This is a genomic window from Klenkia taihuensis, assembly GCF_900112525.1.
Classification (GTDB): domain Bacteria; phylum Actinomycetota; class Actinomycetes; order Mycobacteriales; family Geodermatophilaceae; genus Klenkia; species Klenkia taihuensis.
Genome location: NZ_FOMD01000004.1, coordinates 321,620 through 345,824 on the forward strand (window position 1 = coordinate 321,620; position 24,205 = coordinate 345,824).

The window sequence follows — 24,205 nt, forward strand, 5'->3', positions numbered from 1 at the left end:
TGAGCGGGGAGCCACCGGGGTGCACGCGGCCCCCCGCCCGGGGATCATCGCGTCGCGGCACGACGACGGGGTCGGGCGCACGGGGTCGGGGAGGTCCGGGGTGCGGTCGGGGTCGTCGTCCCTGGTGGTCGCGGTGCTGGCCGCCGTCCTGGTGGGCCTGGGGACGGCGCCGGCGGTGGCCGCCCCCAGCGAGCAACCGGGTGGGACCACCGGGGTGCTGGACAGCGCCGAGCTGACCGCGCTGCAGGACCAGGCCGCGTCCGTGCAGGGGGACCTGCAGGAGCGCCAGTCCGCGGTCGCCGCCGCGCAGACCGCGCTGGACCAGGCGCAGCAGGCCGCCGACGCCGCGGCCGCCGAGGTGACCGACGCGCAGACCGCGCTGGACCAGGCGCGGGTCGGGGTGTCGCGCTACGCGGCCGCGGTCTACCGCGACGGCGGGGCCCCCACGGCCCTCGCCCTGCTGCTCGAGGGCGGCGACCCCGGCGACGTCGTGTCCGCGATGGGCTACCTGGACGCCGTGGACGCCGAGAACGACGCGGTGCTGCTGGCCGCCGAGGACCGCCGCCGGCAGGCGCTCGCCCAGCAGGACGCCGCGGCCGCCGCGGTGGCCGACCGGCAGGCGCAGGCCGACGCCGTCGCCGCGCAGGTCGGGGACCTCGAGGCGGCCGCGGCCGCCGTCACCGACCAGCTCGAGGGCGCGCTGGGGGCGGTGGACCGGCAGCTGGCCCAGCTGCAGGCCGAGCAGGTGCTGGTCAACCAGCAGACCGCGGCGGCCTGGCGGTCCTACGTGGACCAGCTGACCGCCGCGGGTGTCGTCCCGCCGCCGGCGGCTGCGCTGCGCGCCCCCGAGTCGGGGCTGCCCGGCGGCCTGGTGCCCGTGGGCGGCTCGACCGGTGCGGCGCAGCCCGGTGCGGCCCAGCTGCCCCGCCAGCCCGCCTCCCTGCTGGTGCTGCCGGCCGAGACGATCGCGGCGGTCAGCGCGGCGATGACCGACCTGGGCCTGCCCTTCGCGCCCGGGACGTCGGGCCCGGAGTCCTTCGACTGCGGCTCGCTGGTGCAGGCCGCCTACGGCGCCGCCGGCATTCCGCTGCCGGCCACCCAGGGCGACCTGTTCGCGACCACCGCGCCGGTCGCGCCGGCCGACGTGCTCCCGGGGGACCTGGTGTTCCTGGGGACGCCGGAGTCGGGTCTCTCGCACGTGGGCATCGCGCTGGACCCGCAGACCATGCTCGCCGCCGACGGCCGGGCCGGGGCCGTCGTGGTGCGCACGCTGCCCACCGACCAGGTGCTCGGCATCGGCCGGCCCAGCCTCGCGCAGCGCGCCGCCGTCGCGGTGCCCGGGCCCACCGGCGGCGCCCTGGCGGTGGAGTGCGGCAACACCGTCTACCCCGCCACCTACGACGGCAGCCGGCAGTGGGGCGGCTACCCCAACGGGCTGATCCCGCCGTCGGCGATGTGCCCGCTGGGGGCGGCCGGGCACGTGCTGCGCTGCGACGCCGCGGCGGCCTACCGCGCGATGTCGGCGGCCTACGCCGCCGCGTGGGGCTCCCCGCTGTGCATCACCGACTCCTACCGCAGCTACGCCAGCCAGGTGACCCTCTACGGCCAGAAACCGGCCCTGGCGGCGGTCCCGGGCACCAGCAACCACGGCTGGGGCCTGGCCGTGGACCTGTGCGGGGGCATCGAGTCCTTCGGGACGGCGCAGTACGCCTGGATGGTCGCCAACGCCGGCCGGTTCGGCTTCATCCACCCGACCTGGGCAGACCCCGGGAACGGCCGCGAGGAGCCCTGGCACTGGGAGTACGCGGGCAGCTGAGCGGAATTGTCGGTGGGCGGTCCTAGCGTCCGCGGCGCCGGACCGGACAGGGGGTCGGCACCGTGCACCACCCACCGCCAGGAGGCCCGACGTGCTCATCGACTGCGACACCTGCACCGTCCGCGGGGAGGGCTGCGGCGACTGCGTGGTCACCGTGCTGCTGGGCGCCCCGCCCGGCTCCCGCGGCGCCCCGGTGGTCGTCCCGCTGGGCCGCCGGCCCGGCCGGGCCGCGCAGCCGGCACTGCCCGGGCTGACGGAGGGGGAGGGGCTGGGCGAGGCACTCGGCGACACCCTGGTGTCCGGGCCGTCCCGGCGGGGCCGGCTGGTCGACTTCGACGAGGTGGAGCGGCGCGCGCTGCTCGTGCTCGCCCAGGTCGGGCTGGTCCCCCCGCTGCGGCACCGGCCGCCGGTGCGCGACGTCGGCTGACCGGACACGCCCGGCACGCCGCGGCGCGCCGCGGGTGGCGCTGATCATGCCGAAACCACACGCGTGGAACTAGCAGATCGGACGCCGATCATTGCTTCTGTGACTCTTCGTTTCGACCCGATCACGCCCGTACGTTGGTCGAGGCCGATCGAGCCCCCACCACCCGACCGCGGGTGGTCCCGGTCGGCGGAACGAGGAGAACCGCAGCCCGTGCCTGTCCGCACCAGCCCCACGTCCTCCGTCGCCCCCTCGGCCACGCTCCGCCGCGGCGGACGCGGGCTCCTGGCGGTCGGCGTGGTGGGTCTGTCGCTGACCCTGCTGCCCGCCACCGCGCACGCGGCCCCCGGCCAGGCGAGCACGCCCGAGGAGGCGACGCAGCTCGTCGCCGACGCCACCCACCAGCTCGAGGTGGTCACCGAGCAGGTCAACGACGCGCAGGTGCAGCTGGCCGAGCAGCAGGCCGCCGCCGTGGCCGCCCAGCAGTCCGCCGCCGGCGCGCAGGCCCAGCTGCAGACCCTCGGCGCCCAGATGGACGAGGTCGCCGTCAGCGCCTACACCGGCAACCCCTCCGGCTTCGCCGCGCTGCTGACCAGCGCCTCGCCCGAGGACTTCCTCGCCCAGGTCAGCACCCTGGACATGCTCGCCGGGCACACCGACGCGCTGCTCACCGAGGTGTCGGCCGTGGCGCAGGCCGCCACCGACGCCCAGGCCGCCGCGGACGCCGCCGCCGCGCAGGCGCAGCAGACCCTCGACCAGGTCAGCGCCCAGCAGGCCGACCTGCAGCAGCAGATCGCCGCCTACCAGGCCCAGTTCGCCGCCCTCAGCGCCCCGCAGCAGGCCGCCGTCGTCGAGGCGACCAGCGGGCCCGAGGTCACCGCGCCGGCCAGCGTCGTCGCCGACAGCGCCGCCGCGCAGACCGTCGTCGACACCGCGATGGCCCAGCGCGGGGACCCCTACGTCTGGGGCGCCGGCGGGCCGGGCAGCTTCGACTGCTCGGGCCTGACCGCCTACGCCTACGCCGCCGCCGGCATCTCGCTGCCGCACTCCAGTGCCGCGCAGGCCCGGATGGGCTCCCCGGTGTCGCGGGCGGACCTGCAGCCCGGCGACCTCGTCTACTTCTACTCGCCGGTCAGCCACATCGGCATCTACATCGGCAACGGGATGATGGTCCACGCGCCCACCTCGGGCGACGTGGTCAAGGTCGCCAGCGTCGACATGTCCGGCTACGCCGGGGCCCGCCGGCTGCTGTAGCGGTGGTTAGGGTCCGGGGGTGGGTCCACGTCGCCCCGCCCTGCTGGCGGCACTGCTCCTCGGCCTGGCCCTCGTCGTCGTCCTCTGGCTGCGCATCCCGTGGGCGGCCGTCCCGCAGGTGACCGACCCGACCGCCGGGCTGACGGCCGAGCAGGTCTCCCGTGCGGACGCGTTCGCCGCCGCGGTCCGCCCGGCGTCGGTGGTCAACCTGCTGCTGGGTCTGGCCGTCAGCGGGGTGCTCGGACTGACCCGCCTGGGGTCGCGCTGGGTGGCCGCCGCGGCCCGGCCGCTGGGCGGGGGCTGGTTCTGGCAGGTCGTGCTCGGCACGCTGGTGCTCACCGTCGCCGGCCGGCTGGTCACCCTGCCGCTGTCGGCCTACGGCGAGGTGGTGCGGCACCGGTACGGGCTGTCCACCCGCAGCTGGCCGCTGTTCGCCCGGGACGTCGCGGTCGACACCGGCATCACCGCCGGGCTCACCGCGCTGGGCCTCCTGCTCCTCGTGGCGCTGGCCCGCCGGGCCCCGCGGACCTGGTGGGCCTGGGCCGGGGCGGGCGCGGCCGGGCTGGTGGTCGCCGGGTCCTTCCTCTACCCGGTGGTCGTCGAACCGGCCTTCAACGACTTCACCTCCCTGCCGGCCGGTCAGCTGCGCACCGACCTGCTCGACCTCGCCGAGGCCAACGGCACCCCGGTGCAGGACGTGCTGGTCGCCGACGCCAGCCGGCGCACCACCGCGCTCAACGCCTACGTCTCCGGCTTCGGCTCCACCCGCCGCATCGTCGTCTACGACACCCTGCTGCAGCAGCTGCCCGACGACCAGGTCGAGTCGATCGCGGCGCACGAGCTCGGCCACGTGGCCACCGACGACGTCCTCACCGGCACCCTGGTCGGCGCGCTGGGGGCCGCGGCCGGGGTGGCGCTGCTGGGCTGGCTGCTCGGCTCGGCCCGGCTGCTGCGCCGGGCCGGCGCCGACGGTCCGGGCGATGCCCGCGTGGTGCCGCTGGTCCTGCTGCTGGTCGCGGTCGGCACCCTGCTGTCCACCCCGGTGCAGAACGGGGTGTCCCGCCAGCTGGAGGCCCGGGCCGACCAGCACGCCCTGGACCTCACCCGCGACCCCGACGCCTTCGCCGCGGTGATGCGCCGCCTCGCGGCGGCCAACCTCAACCAGCCCGACCCGCCGGCCGCCTGGCAGTGGTTCTTCGGCTCCCACCCGACCACCGCCCAGCGGGTGGCCGCCGCCCAGGAGTGGTCCCGCTGACCCGCACGCTCGTCGTCACCAACGACTTCCCGCCCCGGCAGGGCGGCATCCAGACCTTCGTCGCGGCGCTGCTGGAGCGGCTGCCGCCCGAGGACCTGGTGGTGCTCGCCTCCACCTCGCCCGGCGCCGCCGAGCACGATGCCGGGCTGCCCTACCGGGTGGTCCGCCGGCCGACCTCCGTGCTCCTGCCCACGCCCGGCACCGCGCGGGCCGCCGCCGCGCTGGTCCGCGAGCACCGCGCCGAGGCCGTCGTCTTCGGGGCCGCCGCCCCGCTGGGGCTGCTCGCCCCGGGCCTGCGGCGCGCCGGCGCCGCCCGCACGCTGGGCATCACCCACGGCCACGAGACCGGGTGGGTCGCCCTCCCGGTCGGCCGCCAGCTGCTGCAGCGCATCGCCACCGGCGTCGACGTCCTCACCTACATCTCCGACTTCACCCGCGGGCAGCTCGCGCCCGCGCTGGGCGGGCGCGCCGAGCTGCGCCAGCTCTCGCCCGGGGTGGACGTCGACAGGTTCCACCCCGGCGTGGACGGCGGCCCGGTGCGCGCCCGGTACGGCCTCGGGGACGCACCGGTGGTGGTGTGCGTGTCGCGGCTGGTCCGCCGCAAGGGCCAGGACGTGCTCGTCGAGGCCTGGCCGCGAGTGCTCGAGCGGCACCCCGGCGCGCGGCTGCTGCTGGTCGGCGGCGGCCCGGACGAGGCCCGGCTGCGCCACCGGGTGCAGGCCGCGGGGCTGGCCGGCTCCGTCGTCCTCACCGGGCCGGTGGCACCGGCGTCCCTGCCCGAGCACTACGCGGCGGGGACGGTCTTCGCCATGCCGTGCCGCACCCGCCGGGGCGGGCTGGACGTCGAGGGCCTCGGGATGGTCTTCCTGGAGGCGGCGGCGTGCGGGCTGCCGGTGGTGGCGGGCACCTCCGGCGGCGCCCCCGAGGCGGTGCGCGAGGGCGTCACCGGCCACGTGGTGGACCCGCGCTCGCCGGACGCGGTCGCCGCGGCGCTCACCGGCCTGCTGGACGACCACGCCCGGTCGGCCGCGATGGGGGCGGCCGGCCGGGCGTGGGTGGAGCAGCGCTGGTCGTGGACGACGATCGGGGCGACCTTCGCCGACCTGCTGGCGGGCTAGGTCAGGACCGACCGGCGGGGGCCTTGGCGTAGAGCGCCTCGACCTGGTCGCCGTACTCCTTCATGACCACGTTCCGCTTGAGCTTCATGCTCGGGGTCAGCGTGCCGTTGGCCTCGGTGAAGTCCATCGGCAGCACCCGGAACTTGCGGATGCTCTCGGCGTGCGACACCGCCTTGTTCGCCTCGGCGACCGCACCCTCCATCTCGGCCTGCAGGTCGGGGTCGTCGACCAGGTCGGCGGGGGTCAGCGAGGCGTCCTTGCCCTTGAGCTTCAGCCAGGCCGGCAGCGCCTCCTCGTCGAGGGTGATCAGCGCGCCGATGAAGGGCTTGCCGTCGCCGACGACGATGGTCTGGCTGACCAGCGCGTGCGCCCGGATGCGGTCCTCGAGGACGGCCGGCGCGACGTTCTTGCCGCCGGCGGTCACCAGGATCTCCTTCTTGCGCCCGGTGATCTTCAGGAAGCCCTGGCTGTCGAGCTCGCCGATGTCGCCGGTGTGGAACCAGCCGTCGGCGTCGATCGCCTCGGCGGTGGCCTTCTCGTTCTGCCAGTAGCCGCGCATCACGATGCCCCCGCGCAGCAGCACCTCGCCGTCGTCGGCGATGGCGGCGTCGGTGCCCGGCAGCGGCCGGCCGACGGTGCCCATCCGGAAGGCCGCGTCGTGGTTCACCGCGGCGGCCGCGGTGGTCTCGGTGAGGCCGTAGCCCTCGTAGACGGTGACGCCGACGCCGCGGAAGAAGTGGCCCAGCCGCTCGCCCAGCGGCGCACCGCCGGAGACCGCGCCGATGCAGCGGCCGCCGAGGGCGGCCCGCAGCTTCCGGTAGACGAGCAGGTCGAACACCTTGTGCGCGGCGGTGAGGCCGAGCCCGGCGCCGCCGGTGTCCTGCGCCCTGGACCAGTCGATGGCCACCTGGGCGGCCTTGTCGTAGACCTTGCCCTTGCCGCCCTCGTCGGCGGTGGCCTTGCCCTGGTTGTAGACCTTCTCGAACACCCGCGGGACGGCGAGCACGAACGTGGGCTTGAAGGTGCCCAGGTCGGCGACGAGATCCTTGATGTCGGAGGTGTGCCCGATGACGGTCTGGGTGCGGAACGCGCCGACCTGCAGGACCCGGGCCAGCACGTGTGCCAGCGGGATGAACAGCAGCAGCGACCCGTCGACGTTGAGGAAGCGGCCCAGCAGCGACATGCCGTTGTTGATCTCGAACAGGAAGTTGCCGTGCGTGAGCTCGCAGCCCTTGGGCCGGCCGGTGGTGCCGCTGGTGTAGATCAGCGTGGCCAGGCTGTCGGCGCCCAGCGTCGCCCGGCGGGCCTCGAGCTCGGAGTCGGGGACGTCGGCGCCGGCGGAGGCCAGGGTGCCGAGCACGTCGTCGTCGATCACCCAGACCGGGCCGAGGTCGGGGGCCTGGCCGCGCACGGACTCGACGACGTCGGCGTGCTCCTGCTTCTCCACGAACGCCGCGGTGGCGCCGCTGTCGGACAGGATCCAGGCGACCTGGTCGGGGCTGGAGGTCTCGTACACGGGCACGACGACGCACCCGGCGGCCCAGATGCCGAAGTCCAGCACCGTCCACTCGTAGCGGGTGCGGGCCTGCAGGGCGACCCGGTCACCGGCCTTGATGCCGCTGGCGACCAGGCCCTTGGCGACCCCGGCGACCTGCTCGCCGAACTCGCGGTAGGTGACGTCGGACCACTGCCCCGGCGAGCGCTGCACCCGCAGACCCACCTTGTCGGGGAACTCGGCCAGGTTGTGGGCCAGCAGGTCGGGGATCGCCTCGTCGGGGCCCACGGTGTAGGTGGGGGGAACGCTCAGCTCGCGCACGCCGGTCCTCTCCTCCCCGCGCGGAGCGCCAGCCTCGTCGCCGGCCTGCGGACGCGGGATCGTGATCACCCAATCTACCGGGCCCTCCCTACTGGGGAGTAGGTGACCTGCACCGGAGCACGTCGGGTCGGGCCCGGCGACTACCCTGCGCGCATGGCCGACCAGTCCACCCAGTCCATCGTGATCGACGCGCCGGCGTCCGCCGTGATGGCCGTGGTCGCCGACTTCCCGGCCTACCCGCAGTGGGTGGCGGCGGCCAAGACCGTCGAGGTGCTGGAGACCGGCGCCGACGGCCGGGCCTCCAGGGTGCACTTCGTGCTCGACGCCGGGGCGGTCAAGGACGACTACGTGCTGGCCTACACCTGGGACGGCGACCGGGAGGTGCGCTGGAGCCTGGTGCAGGGCCAGATGCAGAAGCGCCAGGACGGCAGCTACACGCTCGTGGAGACCGGCGGGCGCACCGAGGTCACCTACACGATCAGCATCGACCTCTCCATCCCGATGCTCGGCATGATCAAGCGCAAGGCCGAGAAGGTCATCCTGGACACCGCGCTCAAGGAGCTCAAGAAGCGCGTCGAGGCCTGACCGGCCCGGTGCGCACGCTCCTCGTCACCGGCCCGGGCGGGGCCGGTTCCTCCACCGTCGCCGCGGCGACCGCCCTCGCCCTCGCCGGGTCGGGGGAGCGGGTCGTGCTGCTGGCGGCCGCCCCGCCACCGGTCGACGGCCTGGGCGGCACGGACGGCGTCGACGTGCGCGTGGTGCAGGCCGGCCCCGCGCTGGAGGCGGCCTGGGCCGGGCACGCCGACGCGCTGGCCGCGCTGGTGCCGGTGCTGACCCTGCCGCCGGCCACCTCGGTGGTGCCCCCACCCGGCGCCGGGACCGTCGCCCTGCTGACCGGGCTGGGCCGCGTTGCCGGCGCCGCCGACGTCGTGGTGGTCGACGCCGGGCCGCTGCCGCAGGCCCTCGAGCTGCTCGCGCTGCCCGGTGCGGCGCGGTGGTGGCTGGCCCAGCTGGCGCCGCCGCGGCTGCGGGTGCTCGCGTCGGTGCGCGCGCTGACCGGGAAGGGGCGGGCCGGCGCGGTCGACGCCGCCCTGGCCGCGGTCGCCGCCCTGGAGGCCGCGTTGGCCCAGGTCCCCGAGGCGCCCGAGGTGCACGTGGTGGTCGCCCCCGACGGGCGGGCGGTGCCCGCGGTGCGCCGGGCGGGCGCCGCGGCGGGGCTGCTCGGCCACCCGCTGGCCTCGGTCACCCTGGCCCGGGTGCTGCCCGCCGGTGCGGGGGAGTGGGCCACCGCCCGCGCCGCCGTCCAGGACCGGGTGCGGGCCGAGCTGGCCGGGTTCGCCGTCCGCGAGGTGGCCGAGGCGCCGGTGCCGCCGTCCGACGTCCCCGGCCTGCGGGCCCTCGGGGCGGAGCTGCCCGGGACCGTCCCCGAGCCGCTGCCGGTGCCGCGGGCCCGGCGCGAGGGCGCCGGGTGGGTGCTGCCGGTGCCGCTGCCCGGTGCCGGGCGCGGCGAGGTCGAGCTGACCCGCTGGAGCGACGAGCTGGTGGTCGGCCTGGCCGGGCTGCGCCGGTCGCTGCCGCTGGACCCGCTGCTGCGCCGCTGCACGGTCACCGGGGCGAGCGTGCAGCACCCCGGGACGCCGGACGCCGTCCTGGCCGTGGCCTTCGCGCCCGACCCGGCGCAGTGGCCGGCCGACCTGCTGGCCGCGGAGGGCGCCCGGTGACCGCCACCCCGCCGCTGGGCGAGCAGCTGCGCGGCCTGGTCGAGGCGCTGACCGGCGCCCTCGGCGCGGCCGCCGGCGAGGACTCCTCCGCGGAGTGCCGCACCTGCCCGGTCTGCACCGCGCTGGCCGTGCTCCGCGGCCAGCGACCGGAGCTGTCCGAGGCGCTGGCCGACCTGCTGACCACCGCGGCCACGGCCCTGCGCGGGCTGACCCGCCCTGAGCCGCAGGACGAGGCGACGACCGACCCCGGACCGGCCCCCGCGCCGGTCCCCGTGCAACGCATCGAGGTGGCATGAGCTCCCCGCAGGACCTGCCGGCGCTGGGCATCGACATCGGCGGCACCAAGGTGGCCGGCGGCGTGGTGGCCCCCGACGGCACCATCACCGACACCGCCCGCCGGGCGACGCCGGGCACCTCGGTGCGCGCCACCGAGGACGCCATCGCCGCGGTGGTGGAGGAGCTGGCCGAGCGGCACGGCGGACCGCTGGTCGGCGTCGGCGTCGGCGCGGCCGGCTGGTTCGACCGGACCGGCGACACCGTGCTGTTCTCCCCGCACCTGGCCTGGCGGAACCAGCCGCTGCGCCAGGACCTCGGCCGGCGCCTGCAGCGGCCGCTGTGGGTCGGCAACGACGCCGACGCCGCGGCCTGGGCCGAGTACCGCTACGGCGCCGCCCGCGGCTCGGACCTGGCCGTGATGATCACGCTGGGCACCGGCATCGGCGGCGGCATGGTCATCGACGGCCGGCTGCAGCGCGGGGCGCACGGGGTGGCCGGCGAGTGGGGCCACATGCGGGTGGTCCCCGACGGCCGGCTGTGCGCGTGCGGCAACCGCGGCTGCTGGGAGCAGTACGCCTCGGGCAACGCGCTGGGCCTGACCGCCCGCGAGGTGGCCACCAGCTCCCCGGCCGCGGCGGCGCTGCTGCTGGAGCGGGTGGGCGGCCGGGCCGAGCGGTTGACCGGCGAGGACGTCGCGACGGCGGCCAAGGCCGGTGACCCGCTGGCGCTGGAGCTGCTGGCCGAGGTCGGCACCTGGCTGGGCCAGGGCATCGCCGACATGGCCGCGATCCTCGACCCCGACGTCGTGGTCATCGGCGGCGGCGTCAGCGTGCTCGGCGAGATGGTGCTCGGCCCGGCGCGGGAGCGGCTGGAGCGGGCGCTGCCCGGCCGCGGCTTCCGCCCCGGCCCGACGGTGGTGGCCGCGCAGCTCGGCGCCCAGGCCGGCCTGGTCGGCGCCGCGGACCTCGTCCGCCGCGCCGTCGCGGAGGGCACCGCCTAGTTCGTCAGACCACTGCGCCGTCGTCGCCGTCGTCGGGGCGGTCGCGCATCCGGGACACCAGGACGGCGACCCCGCCGACCACCGCGAGCACCCCGATGACGATCCCCACGTCCAGGCTCAGCCCGACGGCGCCGGGCGCGATGATGCAGACCGCGCCCGCGGCGATGAGCAGCAGCGCGTACAGCGACGCCGGGGCCGGCACCGGCAGCGGTGGGGGCGGCGGCGGTTCGAAGTGCTCGTCGGGCCGGTCGAGGACGGGCACCTCGGCGGGGGGTGGCGGGGGGTCGTCGCGCGGCGGCTCCGGCGGGGCGGGCGGGGGAGCGCCGGTGGCGGCCTCCTCGGCCTCCCAGGCGGCGACGATGCGGGCGAACTCCGCGTCGGTGGCGGCGGCGTCCTCGGCGCGGTCGGTGCGCCGCCGCCGCGGGGTGGGCTCGGCGGCGGGGTGCTCGTCGGCGTGCGTGTCGACCAGGGTGCGGGCGTCGGCCCGGCGGGCGCGGTCGACGAAGAGCCGGTCGGTGGGCGGGGAGGGCAGGAACTGCGTGCGGGTGTAGGGCCCGGTGTCGGTGGAGGGCGCCAGGTACGCGGCGATGCCCTCCTCGCGCAGCACGTCGAGCAGGTGCTCCCCGACCCGGGGGTCGACGTCGCGCAGGGGGTGCCAGAGGGGGGCGTCGAGGCCGTTGTCCCGACGGCCGCGCGAAGCGCTCATGCTGCCCTCCCGTGCACGGCTGGAAGCGTTCCCGCCCGGTCGCCCGTTGTCCAGGGCCGAGCGGACCGGACCCGCGATTGTGACCCAGGCCGGCGCTCCCTAGTCTGGCAGTCGCTGAGGGAGGCGCGTTGTTCTACTGGTTCCTCAAGTTCGTGGCCATCGGGCCGGTCGTGCGGCTGGTCTTCCGGCCGCGGGCGACCGGCCTGGAGAACGTGCCCGCCCGGGGTGCCGCCGTGCTGGCGAGCAACCACCTGGCGGCCTCGGACTGGATCTTCATGCCGCTGGTGCTCAAGCGGCGGGTGACGTTCCTGGCCAAGGCCGAGTACTTCACCGCGCCGGGGGTCAAGGGCTTCCTGCAGCGCATCTTCTTCGGCGGCAGCGGCCAGGTGCCCATCGACCGCGCCAGTGCCGACGCCGCGGAGAACGCGCTGACCACCGGCATCCGCATCCTGCGCGAGGGCAAGCTGCTGGGCATCTACCCCGAGGGCACCCGCTCGCCCGACGGCCGGCTCTTCCGCGGCAAGACCGGGGTGGCCCGGATGACGCTGGAGACCGGCTGCCCCGTCGTCCCGGTGGCGATGGTGCCCGGCCGCACCTTCAGGGTGCTGGGCAAGAAGCTGACCCGTGTGGACGTCGTCATCGGCGAGCCGCTGGACTTCTCCCGCTACGCCGGGCTGTCGGGTGACCGGTTCGTGGAGCGGTCGATCACCGACGAGATCATGTACGAGATCATGCTGCTGTCGGGCCAGGAGTACGTGGACCTCTACGGCGCGAAGGTGAAGAAGTCGATGGACTCCACCGGGGCCAGTGCCGTCGAGGTGGTCGGCAAGCTGCAGCCGCCGCCGCACGAGGCGGCCGACCGCCTGCCCAGCTCGCTGGCCGGCTGACCCGGCCCGCCCTCAGCGGGCGGTGATCCGGGCCAGCACGTCGGTGGCCAGCGCCAGCACCTCGTCGCGGGCCATGCTCGGCTCGGCGGTCCAGCCGATGACCAGGTCCTCGGTGAAGGCGAACCACGACCGCACGAGCTGGCGGTGCCGCGGGTCGTCGGGCAGGCCGACGGCGGTCAGCGTGCCGTCGACCAGCCGCTCGCGGGCGCGGGTGTACACGTCGGCGACCGCGGGGTCGCCGCCCACCGCGCCGCGGACGAAGGCGACGTAGCTGTCCCGGTAGGTCTCTACCCAGCCCACGAACCGGTCGAGCATGCCCGCCTGCGCGCCCGGACCCTCCAGCACGTGGGTGCACAGCAGGTCGGCGGCCGCGGTGGTGACGGCGTCGATGTAGTCGGTCTTGGTGGCGAAGTAGTGGAACAGCAGGCTGCGGCTGATGCCGGCCCGCCGGGCCACCTCGTCGACGGTGAGCTCGGGCACCGGGGTGGTCGGCAGCAGCTCCAGGCCGATCTCGACCAGCTGGGCCCGACGGTCGGCGGCCGAGCGCCGGGACGCGGTCACGGGCTGGGCAGCAACCGGCGGATCGCGTCGGTCACCAGGTCGGGGCGCTCCTGGGGCAGCATGTGCCCGCAGCCGGGCACGATCTGCAGGTGGGCGGTCGGGATGGCCTCGGCCAGCTTCCCGGAGTGCTTCACGGGGGTCAGCTTGTCGGAGTCCCCGACCAGCACCTCCACCGGGACCGTACCGAGCTCGGCGAGGGCCGCGGCCTTGTCGTGCGCGCCGAGGGCGGGGTAGAAGGCGACGAAGGCCCGCACCGACGACCCGGCCATGATCTCCGCACCGCGGGCGACCATGTCGTCGGTGGCGTCGGTGCCGTAGAGGATGCCGCGCACGACGCGGCGGTGGTGCGGGCTCGACGGCGGGACCCGCCGGCGCCAGCCCTCGACCCGGCGGGCGTGCGCCACGGCCCAGGCACCGACGACGGGCAGCAGCTTCTCCTGCAGCCGCTCCACGGCGTTCCGCGGCGGGTGCGAGAGCTCGCCGGCCGACGTGTCCACCAGCGCCACCCCGCGCACCCGGTCCCCGATCAGCTCGGGGTGCGCCGCGGCCAGCGCCATGATCGTCATGCCGCCCATCGAGTGGCCGCCGAGCACCACCGGCCCGGACGGCGCCAGCGCCTCGAGGACGGCGGCCAGGTCCTCGCCGAGCAGGTCGATCGACACCGGGTCGGCCCCGCCCCAGGTGGAGCGGCCGTGCCCGCGCTGGTCGTAGCGGACCAGCCGCAGCGCGCCGGCTGCGACGTCGGGGGCCAGCAGCGCGGCGACGTCGTCCCAGGCGGCCTGGGCCAGCGTCCAGCCGTGCGCCAGGACGACGGTCACCGGGGCGGCGTCGTCGCCGTCGACCGTGGCGTGCAGGAGGGCGCCGTCGGGCGTGCGGACGGCGTGCACCTCGTGGCGGGTGAGCGCGGTGGTCATGCCGCCACCCCGGCGGTCTCGCGCTCCGGCGTCCCCACGTAGTTCTCCCGGTCCAGGTCACGGGTGAGGCGGCGGAACAGGAAGGTGAAGTCCGGCCACAGCGTGGTGTTGTGCCCGTGCCGGTCCAGGTACCAGGAGCCGCAGCCCCCGCCCAGCCACACGGTGCCCGCCGAGCGCTGCGCGATGAGCTCGCGGTAGGCCTCCTGGGCGGCCGGGGTGGTCTCCAGCGTGGCCAGGCCCTCGACGGCCATCGCCCGCAGCGCCTCGCCGACGTAGGCGACCTGCGACTCGATCATGTAGACCATCGAGGTGTGCCCGACGCCGACGTTGGGGCCGACCAGCAGGAACAGGTTCGGGAACCCGGCGACGGTGGAGCCGCGGTTGGTGACCATGCCCTCGTCCCAGACCTCGGCGAGGCTGCGGCCGTCGCGGCCGGTGATCCGGTGCGCGATGGGCAGGTCGGTGACGTGGAAGCCGGTGGCCAGCACCAGGGTGTCGGTGGGCCGCTCGACGCCGTCGCGGGTGACCACCGAGTGCGGGCGGATCTCCGCGATGCCGGCGGTGACGACCTCGGCGTTGGGCGCGGAGACGGCCGGGTACCAGTCGTTGCTGATCAGGATGCGCTTGCAGCCGATCGTGTAGTCCGGGGTGACGGCGGCGCGCAGCTGCGGGTCCCGCACCTGGCGCTCCAGGTGGGTGCGGGCCAGCTTCTGCACCGGGGCCAGCAGCCGCCGGTTCTTGGCCATGCCGAACACCAGGAACTCGCGGCCGGCGTAGAGCGCGCCGCGCACCGCCTTCTGGACGGCGGGGAAGCGGCGGTACAGCGCGCGCTCGAAGGGGGTGGTGGGCCGGTCGCCGCGGGGGATGACCCACGGGGGAGTGCGCTGGTAGACCGCGATCGACCCGACGCGGGGCTGGATGGCCGGCACGACCTGGATCGCCGAGGCGCCGGTGCCGATGACCGCGACCCGCTCCCCGGCGAGGTCGTGCTCGTGGTACCAGCGAGCGGTGTGCATGACGGTGCCGGCGAAGGTCTCGATGCCGGGGATGTCGGGGTAGGAGGGGTCGGCCAGCGCGCCCGCGCCGGAGACCAGGACCTTGGCCCGGAAGTCGCCGGCGGTGGTCTCGACGTCCCAGCGGCGGGCCGCGTCGTCCCAGGTGGCGGCGGTGACCTCGGCGCCGAAGACGTGCTTGTCGCGCAGCTCGTAGCGGTCGGCGACGCCGCGCAGGTAGGCGAAGATCTCCGGCTGCTCGGAGTAGGTGCGCGGCCAGTCGGGGTTGGGCGCGAAGGAGAAGGAGTAGAGGTTGGACTGCACGTCGCAGGCCGCGCCCGGGTAGCTGTTGTCGCGCCACGTGCCGCCGACGTCGTGGCCCCGCTCGAGCACCACGAAGTCCTCGATGCCCTGCTTGCGCAGCTGGATGGCCATGCCGAGGCCGGCGAACCCGGACCCGATGACGGCCACGTGGACCTCGCGGACGGTGCCGGGCTTCTCGGCGCGGCTCTTCTCGATCGTGCTGGTCACCGGTCGGCTCCTCTGCTGACGGCTTGCTGAGCAACGCTCAACAAGGTACACATCTGTTGAGCAGTGCTCAACAGCAACTCGACGAGGAGGAGCCCCGATGGCCCGCAGGACCCGGAACACCCGCTCGCTGGCCGGCCAGGCCGTGCTCATCACCGGGGCCGCCCGGGGGATCGGCGCCGAGCTCGCCCGCAAGGCCGCCGCCCGCGGCGCCCGGGTGGCGCTGGTCGGCCTCGAGCCCGAGCTGCTCGCCCAGGTCGCCGCCGAGCTCGGCCCCGAGCACCTGTGGGTCGAGGCCGACGTCACCGACGCCGACGCCATGGCCGCCGCGGTGACCCGGGCGGTGGACGTCTTCGGCGGCCTGGACGTCGTCGTGGCCAACGCCGGCATCGCCCCGATGAACACGGTGGCGACGGCGTCGGCGCGGGCGCTGGCCCGCACCATCGAGGTCAACCTGACCGGCGCGATGCTCACCGCGCACGCCGCCCTGCCGGAGATCTCCGAGCGCCGGGGCCACGTGCTGCTGATCTCCTCGGCGGCCGCCTTCTCGGTGCTGCCCGGGTTGAGCGCGTACTGCGCCGCCAAGGCCGGCCTGGAGCGGTTCGGGGACGTGCTGCGGCTGGAGGTCGCGCACCGCGGCGTGACCGTGGCCAGCGCGCACCCGGTGTGGATCGACACCGACATGGTGCGCGACACCAAGGCGGCGCTGCCCACCTTCAAGGCCACCCTCGACCGGCTCCCCGGGCCCCTGGGCTCCTACACCTCGGTGTCCGACTGCGCCGACGCGCTGCTGCGCAACCTGGAGAACCGGGGCCGGCGCGTGTTCGTCCCCCGCTCGGTCGGCGTCGTCGCCGCCTGGCGCCAGGCCATCATCGGCGCCCTCGGCGAGAAGCTGGTGCTGACCCAGGCGAAGACGGCCGTGCCGCAGCTGGAGCAGGAGATCGCCGCGCTGGGCGGCGAGGAGTTCGGCGCCAACTCCGTGGAGCGCGGCCGCCGCACCGCGGGCTGACCCGTCGAGCGTGCAGCTGCGGCCCCCGGAAGCACACTCCCGGGGCCGCAGCTGCACAGTGGGTCAGGAGACGAGATCGACCAGCCACCGGACGACGGTCACCGTCCCGACGACGGTGCACCCCAGGACGAGGACGACGACGCCGCCGATCGCCCAGTCCAGGACGCGGTCCCCGGCGGTGGGTTCCCAGGGCTCCTCGCGACGCCGGCCCGTGGCCCAGTCGACCGGCCCACCCGCCTCCTCCTCCGCCTCGGTGCGGAGCGCGCGCAGGCGTTCGGCGGCGGAGGGCCCGGCAGCGTCCTCCGGGCCGGACCACCGCAGGGCGCGTACGCGCTCGCCCGCGGTCGGCCACGCCTCGTGGAACGCGGCCCGCTCGACGGGGTCCGGTTCGGCGTCGAGGTAGGACCACCGGCCCGCCTGGGCCAGGTCACCGGCGGTGCGGTACGCCAGCGCCAACGCCGAGCGGACGTCCAGGCGGGCGGGGTAGGTCCCCACCAGGCTGCGCAGCCGCTGGCGGGCGGTCGCGACGTCGCCGGCGGCGAGCTCGGCGCGGGCTCGGGCGAGGGTCTGGTCGGCGGGCACCGGGGGAGCGTGCCGGAGCGGTGGCCCCGCGACCAGCCATTTCCCGGGACCCGCCTACCGTGGCCGGCGTGCGGCGCTACTTCTACGACACCGAGTTCATCGAGGACGGCACCACCATCGACCTGGTGTCGATCGGCGTCGTCGACGAGACCGGCCGGGAGTTCTACGCCGTCTCCACCGAGTTCGACCCCGACCGGGCCATCCCGTGGGTCCGCCGCAACGTGCTGGACAAGCTGCCCCCGCCCTCGGACCGGGCGTGGCGCACCCGCGCGCAGATCCGCGCCTCGCTGCTGGACTTCCTCACCGGACCCGGTGAGGACGTGCAGCTGTGGGCCTGGATCGCCGCCTACGACCACGTCGCGCTGTGCCAGCTGTGGGGCGCGATGCCGGCGCTGCCGCGCCAGGTGCCGCGGTTCACCCGTGAGCTCAAGCAGCTCTGGGAGGACGCCGGGTCCCTGCCGATCCCGCGCAAGCCGGAGGGCGCCCACGACGCCCTGGTCGACGCCCGGCACGGCCTCGCCATCTGGCGCGCGGTCACCGGGGGCTGACCCTCAGACGGTGAAGACGGCGAGCAGCCGGGTCAGCTCGCCGGACAGCTGGGCCAGCTCCGCGGCCGCACCCCGGGCGGTGTCCACGTCCTCGGCGGTGCGCTCGGCGTCGCTGCTCACCTCCTGCATGGTCGTGGAGACCGCGCCGGCACCCGCCGCGACCGCCGAGACGCTGCGGCTGAGCTCGCCCGTGGTGGCCGTCTGCTCCTCGACGGCCGCGGCGATGGTGGCCTGGTGCGCCTCGATCACCCGGATGACCTCGGTGATCCGGGTGATGGACCCGACGGCCGCCTCGGTGTCGGCCTGGATCGCGCTGACCCGGCGGGTGATCTCGTCGCTGGCCCGGGACGCCTCCTGCGCCAGGTCCTTGACCTCGGTGGCCACCACGGCGAACCCGCGGCCGGCCTCGCCCGCGCGGGCGGCCTCGATCGTGGCGTTGAGGGCCAGCAGGTTGGTCTGCGCGGCCACCGCGGAGATCACCGAGACCACCTCGTTCACCTCGGCCGACGAGGTGCCCAGCGCCGACACGGTGGCCTCGGTGGCCGCGGCGAGCGCGACGGCCTCGCTGCCCACCCGCGCGGCCTCGGCCGCCGACCGCGACACCTCGGCGATGGAGGCGCCCATCTGGTCGGTGCCGGCCGCGGCGGCCGAGACGCCCTGGGTGATGCCGGCGCTGGCGCGGCTGGCCTCGCCGGCCTGGTCCCGGCTGCGACCGGCCTGCTCGGCCAGCCCGTCGGCCACCTCGGACACCCCGGCCGCGGACCGGGCCAGCGCCGTGGCGCAGCTGCCGATGTCCCGGACCGTCCCGGCCACCTTGTCCACGAACCGGTTGAAGGCCCGCGCGAGCTCCCCGACCTCGCCGCCGGTGGACACCGTCACCCGCTGGGTGAGGTCGCCCTCGCCGTCGGCGATCTCCTCCATCCGGCGCTGCAGGCGGGCCAGGGGTGTGGTCAGCCGCCGGCCGAGCAGCCAGGCCACCACCCCGCCCAGCACCGTGACCGCCGCGGCGGCGAGCACCAGCGCGAGCAGCATGGTGTCCCGCCCCTGCTCCAGGCGGGTGACCGGGCCGGCGGCGTCGGAGTCCTGCGCGTCCACGACGACCACCCAGTCCCACGGCGCGTAGTAGGCGACCTGCACGGTGTGCGTGCCGGTGGCGGCGTCGCGGTAGCGGACGGTCGCCTGCTCCCCGTCGCCGAGCGCGACCGCGGCGTCGACCGCCCGGGCCACCCACGCGGCGCCGTCGGCGTCGGTGCGCTCGAGCGCGGACTCGCCCTCACCCGTGCCGTCCTGGGTCATGAGCACCGTGCCCCGCCGCGCTCCGGTGCCGCCGAGCACGGTCACCGACCCGTGCTCGCCGACCCTGGTCGCCTGGACGGCCTGGCGGAGGGTGGGCAGCGACTCCTGCTGCTCGCCGACGTAGAGCATGCCGATCACCGCGCCGGAGGCGTCGGTCAGCGGGCTGTACGCGGTGACGTACCAGGAGTCCACGACGAAGGCCGTGCCCCGGTAGGTCTGCCCGGCGGTGACGGCGGCGACCACCGGGTTCGGGGTGCCGTCGGCGGCCACGGCCGGGATGTAGGTGCCGATCGCCCGCGCGCCGCTGGTCCCGACGACGTTCGTGGCCACCCGCAGCATGTCGCCGGTGGGCATCAGCTGGAAGACCGTCGCCGTCCCGCCCACCAGGTCGCGGACCTGGTCGACGACCGGGGTGGCCACCGACGGGTCGGCGTTCTGCCCCAGCCAGCTGCCCCCCACCAGCAGCTGGGGGAGGGTCAGCTCGGTGGCCTCTCCGCTGACCTGGTCCTTCGCCGTCCAGGCGACCTGACGGGTGCCCACCGAGACCCCGCCGGCCGACGCCAGGACGTACTGCGCCACGGCGAGGTCGTCGTCCACCTTCGCCGCCGTCGAGGCGCCCTGGGTGGAGACGACGTCGTAGACACCGGTCGTGGTGCGCACCAGACCGGCGTCGGTGAGCGCCTGCACGTCGGTGCGGGCCTCGCCGGCGAAGCGGTCGCTGCGCCACGCGCTCACCCCGGCCATCGCGGCGCCGGTCACGACGGTGCTGGTCAGCGCGAGCGCGACCACCTTGCTGCGGATGCTGGACAGCACCTGGTCCTCCGGGGTCCCGGCCGGAGCAGTTCCCCGACCGTCCTCCCATCGGCGGTTCCGGGCCCGATGTGGACCGTTAGGTCGGCGAACCGGTGCGGAGAGGCGCCCAGTCCTCGGGGTGGCGCTGCAGGTGCTCGCGCACGGTCAGCGCCGGGTGCCCGGTGAAGGACCGCACCACCTCGCTGACCACCGACATCTCCCCGGCCGCGATGGCGGTGTAGCTGGTCACCCAGCCCTCCACCTCCCAGTCCGGCGCACCGCTGGGCCGGCGCGTCTGCCAGGCCTGCTCGACCGTCTGCGCCTCGTAGCGGACCGGCCGGCCGGTCACCTCGGTGAGCACGGCGGCGGCCTCGGCGAGGGTGAGCGCCTCGGGGCCGGTCACGTCCAGCACCCGGCCGTCGGTGCTGGGGTGGTCGCGCAGCAGCACCGCGGCGGCCACCTCGGCGGCGTCGTCGCGGGAGACGAAGGACGCCGCACCCTCGCCGGCCGGGGCCGCGATCACCGCGCCGCCGTCGTCGGTCGGGGTGGCGAAGAACGGCACGAAGTCGGCGTACATCGAGTTGCGCAGCACCGTCGTCCGCAGGCCGGTGTCCCCGAGCGCCTCCTCGGTGGCCGCGTGCGTCGCGGTGAGGGTGAAGATGGCGCCGGGCTCGGAGCCCAGGAACGAGGTGTAGACGATCCGCTCGACCCCGGCGGCGACGGCGGCCCGGACCGCGGCCAGGTGCTGCTCGGTGCGGTCGACGGCCTCGGCGGCGCTGACCAGGAGGAGGGTGTGCGTGCCGGTGAGCGCCTCGGCCAGGCCCGCCTCGTCGGCGTAGCCCCCGGGCTGGGCCACCACGGCGGCACCGGGCAGGCGCGGCGCGCGCCCGGCGTCGCGGACCACGAGCCGCAGGGTGGCGTCGTGGTCGGCGGCCTCCGCGGCCACCAGTCGGGCGACGCGGCCCCCCAGGGCCCCGGTCGCGCCGGTGACGGTGATCAGGCGGGTCATGGTGTCCTCTCGACGGTGTGCGCGGCCGGTGCGCCGGCCCGCCGTACCCTTCCCACGTGAGTCTGACCGAACCCGCCGAGCTTGCCCCGGGCCTGGACAGGTGGCGTGAGCTCCCCGCCGCGCAGCAGCCCGCGTGGCCCGACCGGGCCGCGCTGGACGCCGTCCTGGCGACCCTGTCCTCCGTCCCGCCGATCGTGGCGCCCTCGGAGGTCGACACCCTCCGGGCCCAGCTGGCCGACGTGGCCCAGGGCAAGGCGTTCCTGCTGCAGGGCGGCGACTGCGCGGAGACCTTCGACCTCAACACCGAGCCGCACCTGCAGGCCACCACCCGCACCCTGCTGCAGATGGCCGTCGTCCTGACCTACGGCGCCAGCGTGCCGGTGGTCAAGGTGGGCCGGGTGGCCGGCCAGTACGCCAAGCCGCGCAGCTCCGACACCGACGCGCTCGGCCTGCCCAGCTACCGGGGCGACATGGTCAACTCCTTCGCCCCCGACCCGGTGCAGCGCATCCCCGACCCCAACCGGCTGGTGCGCGCCTACGCCAACTCCGCCGCGGCGATGAACATGATCCGGGCCTACGCGCGGGGCGGGCTGGCCGACCTGCACGCGGTGCACAACTGGAACCAGGACTTCGTCGCCTCCTCGCCGGCCGGGGTCCGCTACGAGGTCATCGCCCGCGAGATCGACCGGGCGCTGGGCTTCATGCGGGCCTGCGGCGTCGACGACTCGGCGCTGCGCAGCGTGGAGCTCTACAACAGCCACGAGGCGCTGATCCTGGACTACGAGCGGGCGCTGCTGCGGCTGCACGAGGGCCGGCCGTACGCGCTCTCCGCCCACTTCGTGTGGGTGGGGGAGCGCACCCGGCAGATGGACGGCGCGCACATCGAGTTCGCCTCCCGGCTCGCCAACCCGGTCGGGGTCAAGATCGGCCCGACGACGACGCCCGAGCAGGCCGTCGAGCTCGTCGAGCGGCTGGACCCCGACGGCCTGCCCGGCAAGCTCACCCTGATCAGCCGGATGGGCAACGGGAAGATCCGCGACGTCCTGCCGGCGATCGTGGAGAAGGTCACCGCCAGCGGCCACCAGGTGGTCTGGCAGTGCGACCCGATGCACGGCAACACCCACGAGTCGACGTCGGGCTACAAGACCCGGCACTTCGACCGGGTGGTCGACGAGGTGCTCGGGTTCTTCGACGTCCACCGGTCGCTGGGCACCTGGCCCGGCGGCATCCACGTCGAGCTCACCGGCGAGGACGTCACCGAGTGCCTGGGCGGCGCCATGGAGATCAGCGACGAGGACCTCGCCAGCCGGTACGAGACCGCCTGCGACCCGCGGCTGAACACCGGCCAGTCCCTGGAGCTCGCCTTCCTCGTCGCGGAGATGCTGCGCGGATGATCGACCTCCGCTCCGACACGGTCACCAGGCCGACCGCCGCGATGCGGCGGGCGATGGCCGAGGCCGAGGTCGGCGACGACGTCTACGGCGAGGACCCGCTGGTCAACGCGCTCGAGGAGCGGGTGGCGGCGATGTTCGGCCACGAGGCCGCGCTGTTCGTGCCCTCGGGGACGATGGGCAACCAGATCGGCATGCGGTTGGTCTGCCAGCCCGGCCAGGAGGTGCTCGGGGACGCCGAGGCCCACGTGGTCACCTACGAGATGGGTGCCGCGGCCGCGGTGTTCGGCCTCTCCACCCGCACCGTGGTCAGCGAGGGCGGGGTGCTCTCGGCCGACCAGCTGATCAGCCAGGTCCGGCCCTTCGGCAACTGGCACCTGACCCCGACCGCCGCGGTCGCCGTGGAGAACACGCACAACCGGGCCGGCGGGCTGGTGCAGCCGCTCGAGGAGCTGGAGAAGCTCTTCGCCTGGTCCCGCGACGCCGGTGTCTCGGTGCACCTGGACGGCGCCCGCATCTGGAACGCCGCGGTCGCCTCCGGGGTGCCGCTGGACACCTACGGCCGGCTGGCCGACACCGCGTCGGTGTGCCTGTCCAAGGGCCTGGGCGCCCCGGTCGGGTCGGTGCTGGTGGCCTCGGCCGACCGCATCGCCGAGGGCCGGCTGTGGCGCAAGCGGCTGGGCGGCGGGATGCGGCAGGTCGGCGTCCTGGCCGCCGCGGGCCTGCACGCCCTGGACCACCACGTCGAGCGGCTGGCCGACGACCACGCCCGGGCCCGCCGGCTGGCCGAGCGGCTCGGGGTCGACCCGGCCACCGTGCACACCAACATGGTGGTCCTCGACGGCGTCGCCGCCCCGATGCTGGCCGCGGCCGCCAAGGGCGAGGGCGTGCTGGTCAGCGAGGTCTCGGCCACCCGGGTGCGGCTGCTGACCCACCTGGACGTGGACGACGCCGCCGTCGACCGCGCCGTCGAGGTCCTGGCCCCGCTGCTGTAGCGCCGTCCCCCCGGCACAGGAGTCCGTCCCCCTGCACCAGATCTGGTGCAGGGGGACGGAGTTCGATCAACCTCCCTGGTCATCGCTGCGGGAGGGAGGGTGGGTCAGTAGTCGCTGAACAGCAGGTCGCCGCCGGCGGTGCTGCTGGCGACCGCGCCCTGGGTGGCGTTCGAGGTCAGCTCGGCCGCCACGGCCGCGGGGCTGGCACCCGGGTTGGTCTGCAGGTACAGCGCCGCGACACCGGCCACGTGCGGGGTGGCCATCGAGGTGCCGCTGATCGTGTTGGTCGCGGTGGAGGACCCGATCCAGTCGCTGGTGATGTCCACCCCCGGGCCGAAGAGGTCGACGCACGAGCCGGTGTTGCTGAAGGACGCGGGGCGGTCCTGCCGGTCGGAGGCGCCGACGGTGATCGCCGCCGGCACCCGGGCCGGGGACTGGGTGCAGGCGTCGACCGGGATGCCCAGGGCGTTGCCGTTGCCGGCGGCGATCGCGTAGGTCACCCCGTCGGCGATGGAGCGCTGCACGGCCTGGTCCAGCGCGGTGGAGGTGCCGCCGCCCAGGCTCATGTTGGCCACCGCGGCCTCGCCGGCCTGGTGGTCGGCGGTCACCCAGTCCACGCCGGCGATGACGCCGGAGGTGCTGCCCGAGCCGCTGCAGTCCAGCACCCGGACGGCGACCAGGCTGGTCTGCTTGGCGATGCCGTAGGTGGACCCGCCGACGGTGCCGGCGACGTGCGTGCCGTGGCCCTGGCAGTCGTCCGCCGCCCCGCCGTCGACCGCGTCGTAGCCGGTGACGGCGCGGCCGCCGAAGTCGCGGTGCCCCAGGTTGATGCCGGTGTCGATGACGTAGCTGGTCACGCCCGCGCCGGTGGCGCCGTAGCCGTAGGTCCCCGACAGGGGCAGGGCGCGCTGGTCGGTGCGGTCCAGGCCCCAGGTGGCGCCGGACTGGGTGGCCGACAGCTGGACGACCTGGTCGGGCTCCACGGCGACGACACCGGGCAGGGCGGACAGCTGGCCGGCCAGCGCGGTGGGCAGGGTGACCGCGAAGCCGTTGAGCGCGTGCTCGTACACGTGGGTGATGTCACCGCCGAGCGCGTCGGCGAGGCCGACGGCCTGGGTGCTGATGGTGTCCGGGTCGAGCGTGACGATGTAGCTGCCGAGGGCCGACGAGGAGGCGGTGTCGTCGGCGGCGGCGGTGCCGGCCGAGGCGGCGAAGCCGGCGGTGGCCAGCGCGGCGATCGCGGCGATCGCGACCGGGCGGGCCGAGGGGCGTGCGTGCACGGGCGTCACTCCAGTGTGAGGCGGGTGCTCCGGCC

Annotated in this window: 23 protein-coding genes; 14 read left to right on the forward strand and 9 right to left on the reverse strand. The window is 75.7% G+C overall.

Annotated features, from left to right (window positions below; translation table 11 throughout):
- Nucleotides 1-19 precede the first annotated feature (19 nt).
- The 5 genes from BM158_RS17490 to BM158_RS17510 all read left to right on the forward strand — a co-directional run bounded on the left by BM158_RS17490 (nt 20) and on the right by BM158_RS17510 (nt 5,867).
- Nucleotides 20-1,816 carry a D-alanyl-D-alanine carboxypeptidase family protein gene (locus BM158_RS17490; RefSeq protein WP_131802071.1) on the forward strand — a complete coding sequence of 599 codons (1,797 nt, stop codon included), beginning with the start codon at nt 20-22 and terminating at the stop codon, nt 1,814-1,816.
- Nucleotides 1,817-1,907: 91 nt separating this feature from the next.
- Nucleotides 1,908-2,243, forward strand: a complete 336-nt coding sequence (locus BM158_RS17495; protein WP_091562361.1) for a hypothetical protein — start codon at nt 1,908-1,910, stop codon at nt 2,241-2,243.
- A 210-nt stretch (nt 2,244-2,453) separates the two neighbouring features.
- On the forward strand, nt 2,454-3,494 hold the full coding sequence (locus tag BM158_RS17500) for a C40 family peptidase (protein ID WP_091562364.1): 1,041 nt from the start codon (nt 2,454-2,456) through the stop codon (nt 3,492-3,494).
- 19 nt (nt 3,495-3,513) lie between these two features.
- Nucleotides 3,514-4,749 (forward strand): M48 family metallopeptidase, encoded by a 1,236-nt coding sequence (locus BM158_RS17505; protein WP_091562367.1) that lies wholly within the window; start codon nt 3,514-3,516, stop codon nt 4,747-4,749.
- Nucleotides 4,737-5,867, forward strand: a complete 1,131-nt coding sequence (locus tag BM158_RS17510) for a glycosyltransferase family 4 protein (RefSeq protein ID WP_278247583.1) — start codon at nt 4,737-4,739, stop codon at nt 5,865-5,867. Before BM158_RS17505 ends, BM158_RS17510 begins: the two co-directional genes overlap by 13 nt.
- 1 nt (nt 5,868) lies before the next feature.
- Here BM158_RS17510 and BM158_RS17515 read toward each other — a convergent pair whose 3' ends face one another.
- On the reverse strand, nt 5,869-7,683 hold the full coding sequence (locus BM158_RS17515; RefSeq protein ID WP_091562373.1) for an AMP-dependent synthetase/ligase: 1,815 nt from the start codon (nt 7,681-7,683) through the stop codon (nt 5,869-5,871).
- Between the two features lie 153 nt (nt 7,684-7,836).
- Between BM158_RS17515 and BM158_RS17520 the strand changes: the two genes are divergently transcribed.
- Genes BM158_RS17520 through BM158_RS17535 form a run of 4 tightly spaced genes read left to right on the forward strand, consistent with a single transcriptional unit; the run spans nt 7,837 to nt 10,680 of the window.
- A complete protein-coding gene (locus BM158_RS17520) occupies nt 7,837-8,268 on the forward strand; it encodes an SRPBCC family protein (RefSeq protein ID WP_091562376.1) in 432 nt (143 codons plus the stop codon).
- A gap of 8 nt (nt 8,269-8,276) precedes the next feature.
- The gene (locus tag BM158_RS17525; RefSeq protein WP_091562380.1) at nt 8,277-9,404 is read left to right on the forward strand and encodes an ArsA family ATPase; all 1,128 of its coding nucleotides are present in this window, start codon (nt 8,277-8,279) and stop codon (nt 9,402-9,404) included.
- Nucleotides 9,401-9,700, forward strand: a complete 300-nt coding sequence (locus BM158_RS17530) for a hypothetical protein (RefSeq protein WP_091562383.1) — start codon at nt 9,401-9,403, stop codon at nt 9,698-9,700. The genes BM158_RS17525 and BM158_RS17530 overlap by 4 nt, the downstream gene beginning before the upstream one ends.
- Nucleotides 9,697-10,680: an ROK family glucokinase gene (locus tag BM158_RS17535; protein ID WP_091562387.1), complete on the forward strand. Its 984-nt coding sequence runs from the start codon at nt 9,697-9,699 to the stop codon at nt 10,678-10,680. Before BM158_RS17530 ends, BM158_RS17535 begins: the two co-directional genes overlap by 4 nt.
- A 4-nt stretch (nt 10,681-10,684) precedes the next feature.
- Here the strand turns inward: BM158_RS17535 and BM158_RS17540 are convergent, their stop codons facing one another.
- Nucleotides 10,685-11,386 (reverse strand): hypothetical protein, encoded by a 702-nt coding sequence (locus BM158_RS17540; protein ID WP_091562390.1) that lies wholly within the window; start codon nt 11,384-11,386, stop codon nt 10,685-10,687.
- Nucleotides 11,387-11,514: 128 nt separating this feature from the next.
- Between BM158_RS17540 and BM158_RS17545 the strand changes: the two genes are divergently transcribed.
- A complete protein-coding gene (locus BM158_RS17545; protein WP_091562393.1) occupies nt 11,515-12,273 on the forward strand; it encodes a lysophospholipid acyltransferase family protein in 759 nt (252 codons plus the stop codon).
- A 12-nt stretch (nt 12,274-12,285) separates the two neighbouring features.
- Here BM158_RS17545 and BM158_RS21880 read toward each other — a convergent pair whose 3' ends face one another.
- Genes BM158_RS21880 through BM158_RS17560 form a run of 3 tightly spaced genes read right to left on the reverse strand, consistent with a single transcriptional unit; the run spans nt 12,286 to nt 15,271 of the window.
- On the reverse strand, nt 12,286-12,834 hold the full coding sequence (locus BM158_RS21880; RefSeq protein WP_165629001.1) for a TetR/AcrR family transcriptional regulator: 549 nt from the start codon (nt 12,832-12,834) through the stop codon (nt 12,286-12,288).
- The gene (locus tag BM158_RS17555; RefSeq protein ID WP_091562397.1) at nt 12,831-13,748 is read right to left on the reverse strand and encodes an alpha/beta fold hydrolase; all 918 of its coding nucleotides are present in this window, start codon (nt 13,746-13,748) and stop codon (nt 12,831-12,833) included. Before BM158_RS17555 ends, BM158_RS21880 begins: the two co-directional genes overlap by 4 nt.
- On the reverse strand, nt 13,745-15,271 hold the full coding sequence (locus BM158_RS17560; RefSeq protein ID WP_229827805.1) for a flavin-containing monooxygenase: 1,527 nt from the start codon (nt 15,269-15,271) through the stop codon (nt 13,745-13,747). Before BM158_RS17560 ends, BM158_RS17555 begins: the two co-directional genes overlap by 4 nt.
- Nucleotides 15,272-15,368: 97 nt before the next feature.
- Between BM158_RS17560 and BM158_RS17565 the strand changes: the two genes are divergently transcribed.
- On the forward strand, nt 15,369-16,277 hold the full coding sequence (locus BM158_RS17565; RefSeq protein ID WP_091563300.1) for a short-chain dehydrogenase/reductase: 909 nt from the start codon (nt 15,369-15,371) through the stop codon (nt 16,275-16,277).
- Between the two features lie 63 nt (nt 16,278-16,340).
- On the opposite strand, the gene BM158_RS17570 is transcribed toward BM158_RS17565, so the two are convergent.
- Nucleotides 16,341-16,859: a DUF6584 family protein gene (locus BM158_RS17570; RefSeq protein ID WP_109504865.1), complete on the reverse strand. Its 519-nt coding sequence runs from the start codon at nt 16,857-16,859 to the stop codon at nt 16,341-16,343.
- Between the two features lie 68 nt (nt 16,860-16,927).
- Between BM158_RS17570 and BM158_RS17580 the strand changes: the two genes are divergently transcribed.
- Nucleotides 16,928-17,407, forward strand: coding sequence for a polyadenylate-specific 3'-exoribonuclease AS (locus BM158_RS17580; RefSeq protein ID WP_091563302.1), 480 nt, complete (start codon nt 16,928-16,930; stop codon nt 17,405-17,407).
- A gap of 3 nt (nt 17,408-17,410) precedes the next feature.
- On the opposite strand, the gene BM158_RS17585 is transcribed toward BM158_RS17580, so the two are convergent.
- Both BM158_RS17585 and BM158_RS17590 read right to left on the reverse strand, forming a co-directional pair.
- A complete protein-coding gene (locus tag BM158_RS17585; RefSeq protein WP_091562407.1) occupies nt 17,411-19,516 on the reverse strand; it encodes a methyl-accepting chemotaxis protein in 2,106 nt (701 codons plus the stop codon).
- Between the two features lie 76 nt (nt 19,517-19,592).
- Nucleotides 19,593-20,504 carry an NmrA family NAD(P)-binding protein gene (locus BM158_RS17590; protein WP_091562417.1) on the reverse strand — a complete coding sequence of 304 codons (912 nt, stop codon included), beginning with the start codon at nt 20,502-20,504 and terminating at the stop codon, nt 19,593-19,595.
- Between the two features lie 56 nt (nt 20,505-20,560).
- Between BM158_RS17590 and BM158_RS17595 the strand changes: the two genes are divergently transcribed.
- Nucleotides 20,561-21,898 (forward strand): class II 3-deoxy-7-phosphoheptulonate synthase, encoded by a 1,338-nt coding sequence (locus BM158_RS17595; RefSeq protein ID WP_091562422.1) that lies wholly within the window; start codon nt 20,561-20,563, stop codon nt 21,896-21,898.
- Nucleotides 21,895-22,890 (forward strand): threonine aldolase family protein, encoded by a 996-nt coding sequence (locus BM158_RS17600; RefSeq protein WP_091562426.1) that lies wholly within the window; start codon nt 21,895-21,897, stop codon nt 22,888-22,890. The genes BM158_RS17595 and BM158_RS17600 overlap by 4 nt, the downstream gene beginning before the upstream one ends.
- A 104-nt stretch (nt 22,891-22,994) precedes the next feature.
- Here the strand turns inward: BM158_RS17600 and BM158_RS17605 are convergent, their stop codons facing one another.
- Nucleotides 22,995-24,170 (reverse strand): S8 family peptidase, encoded by a 1,176-nt coding sequence (locus tag BM158_RS17605; protein WP_207506722.1) that lies wholly within the window; start codon nt 24,168-24,170, stop codon nt 22,995-22,997.
- Nucleotides 24,171-24,205: the final 35 nt, after the last annotated feature.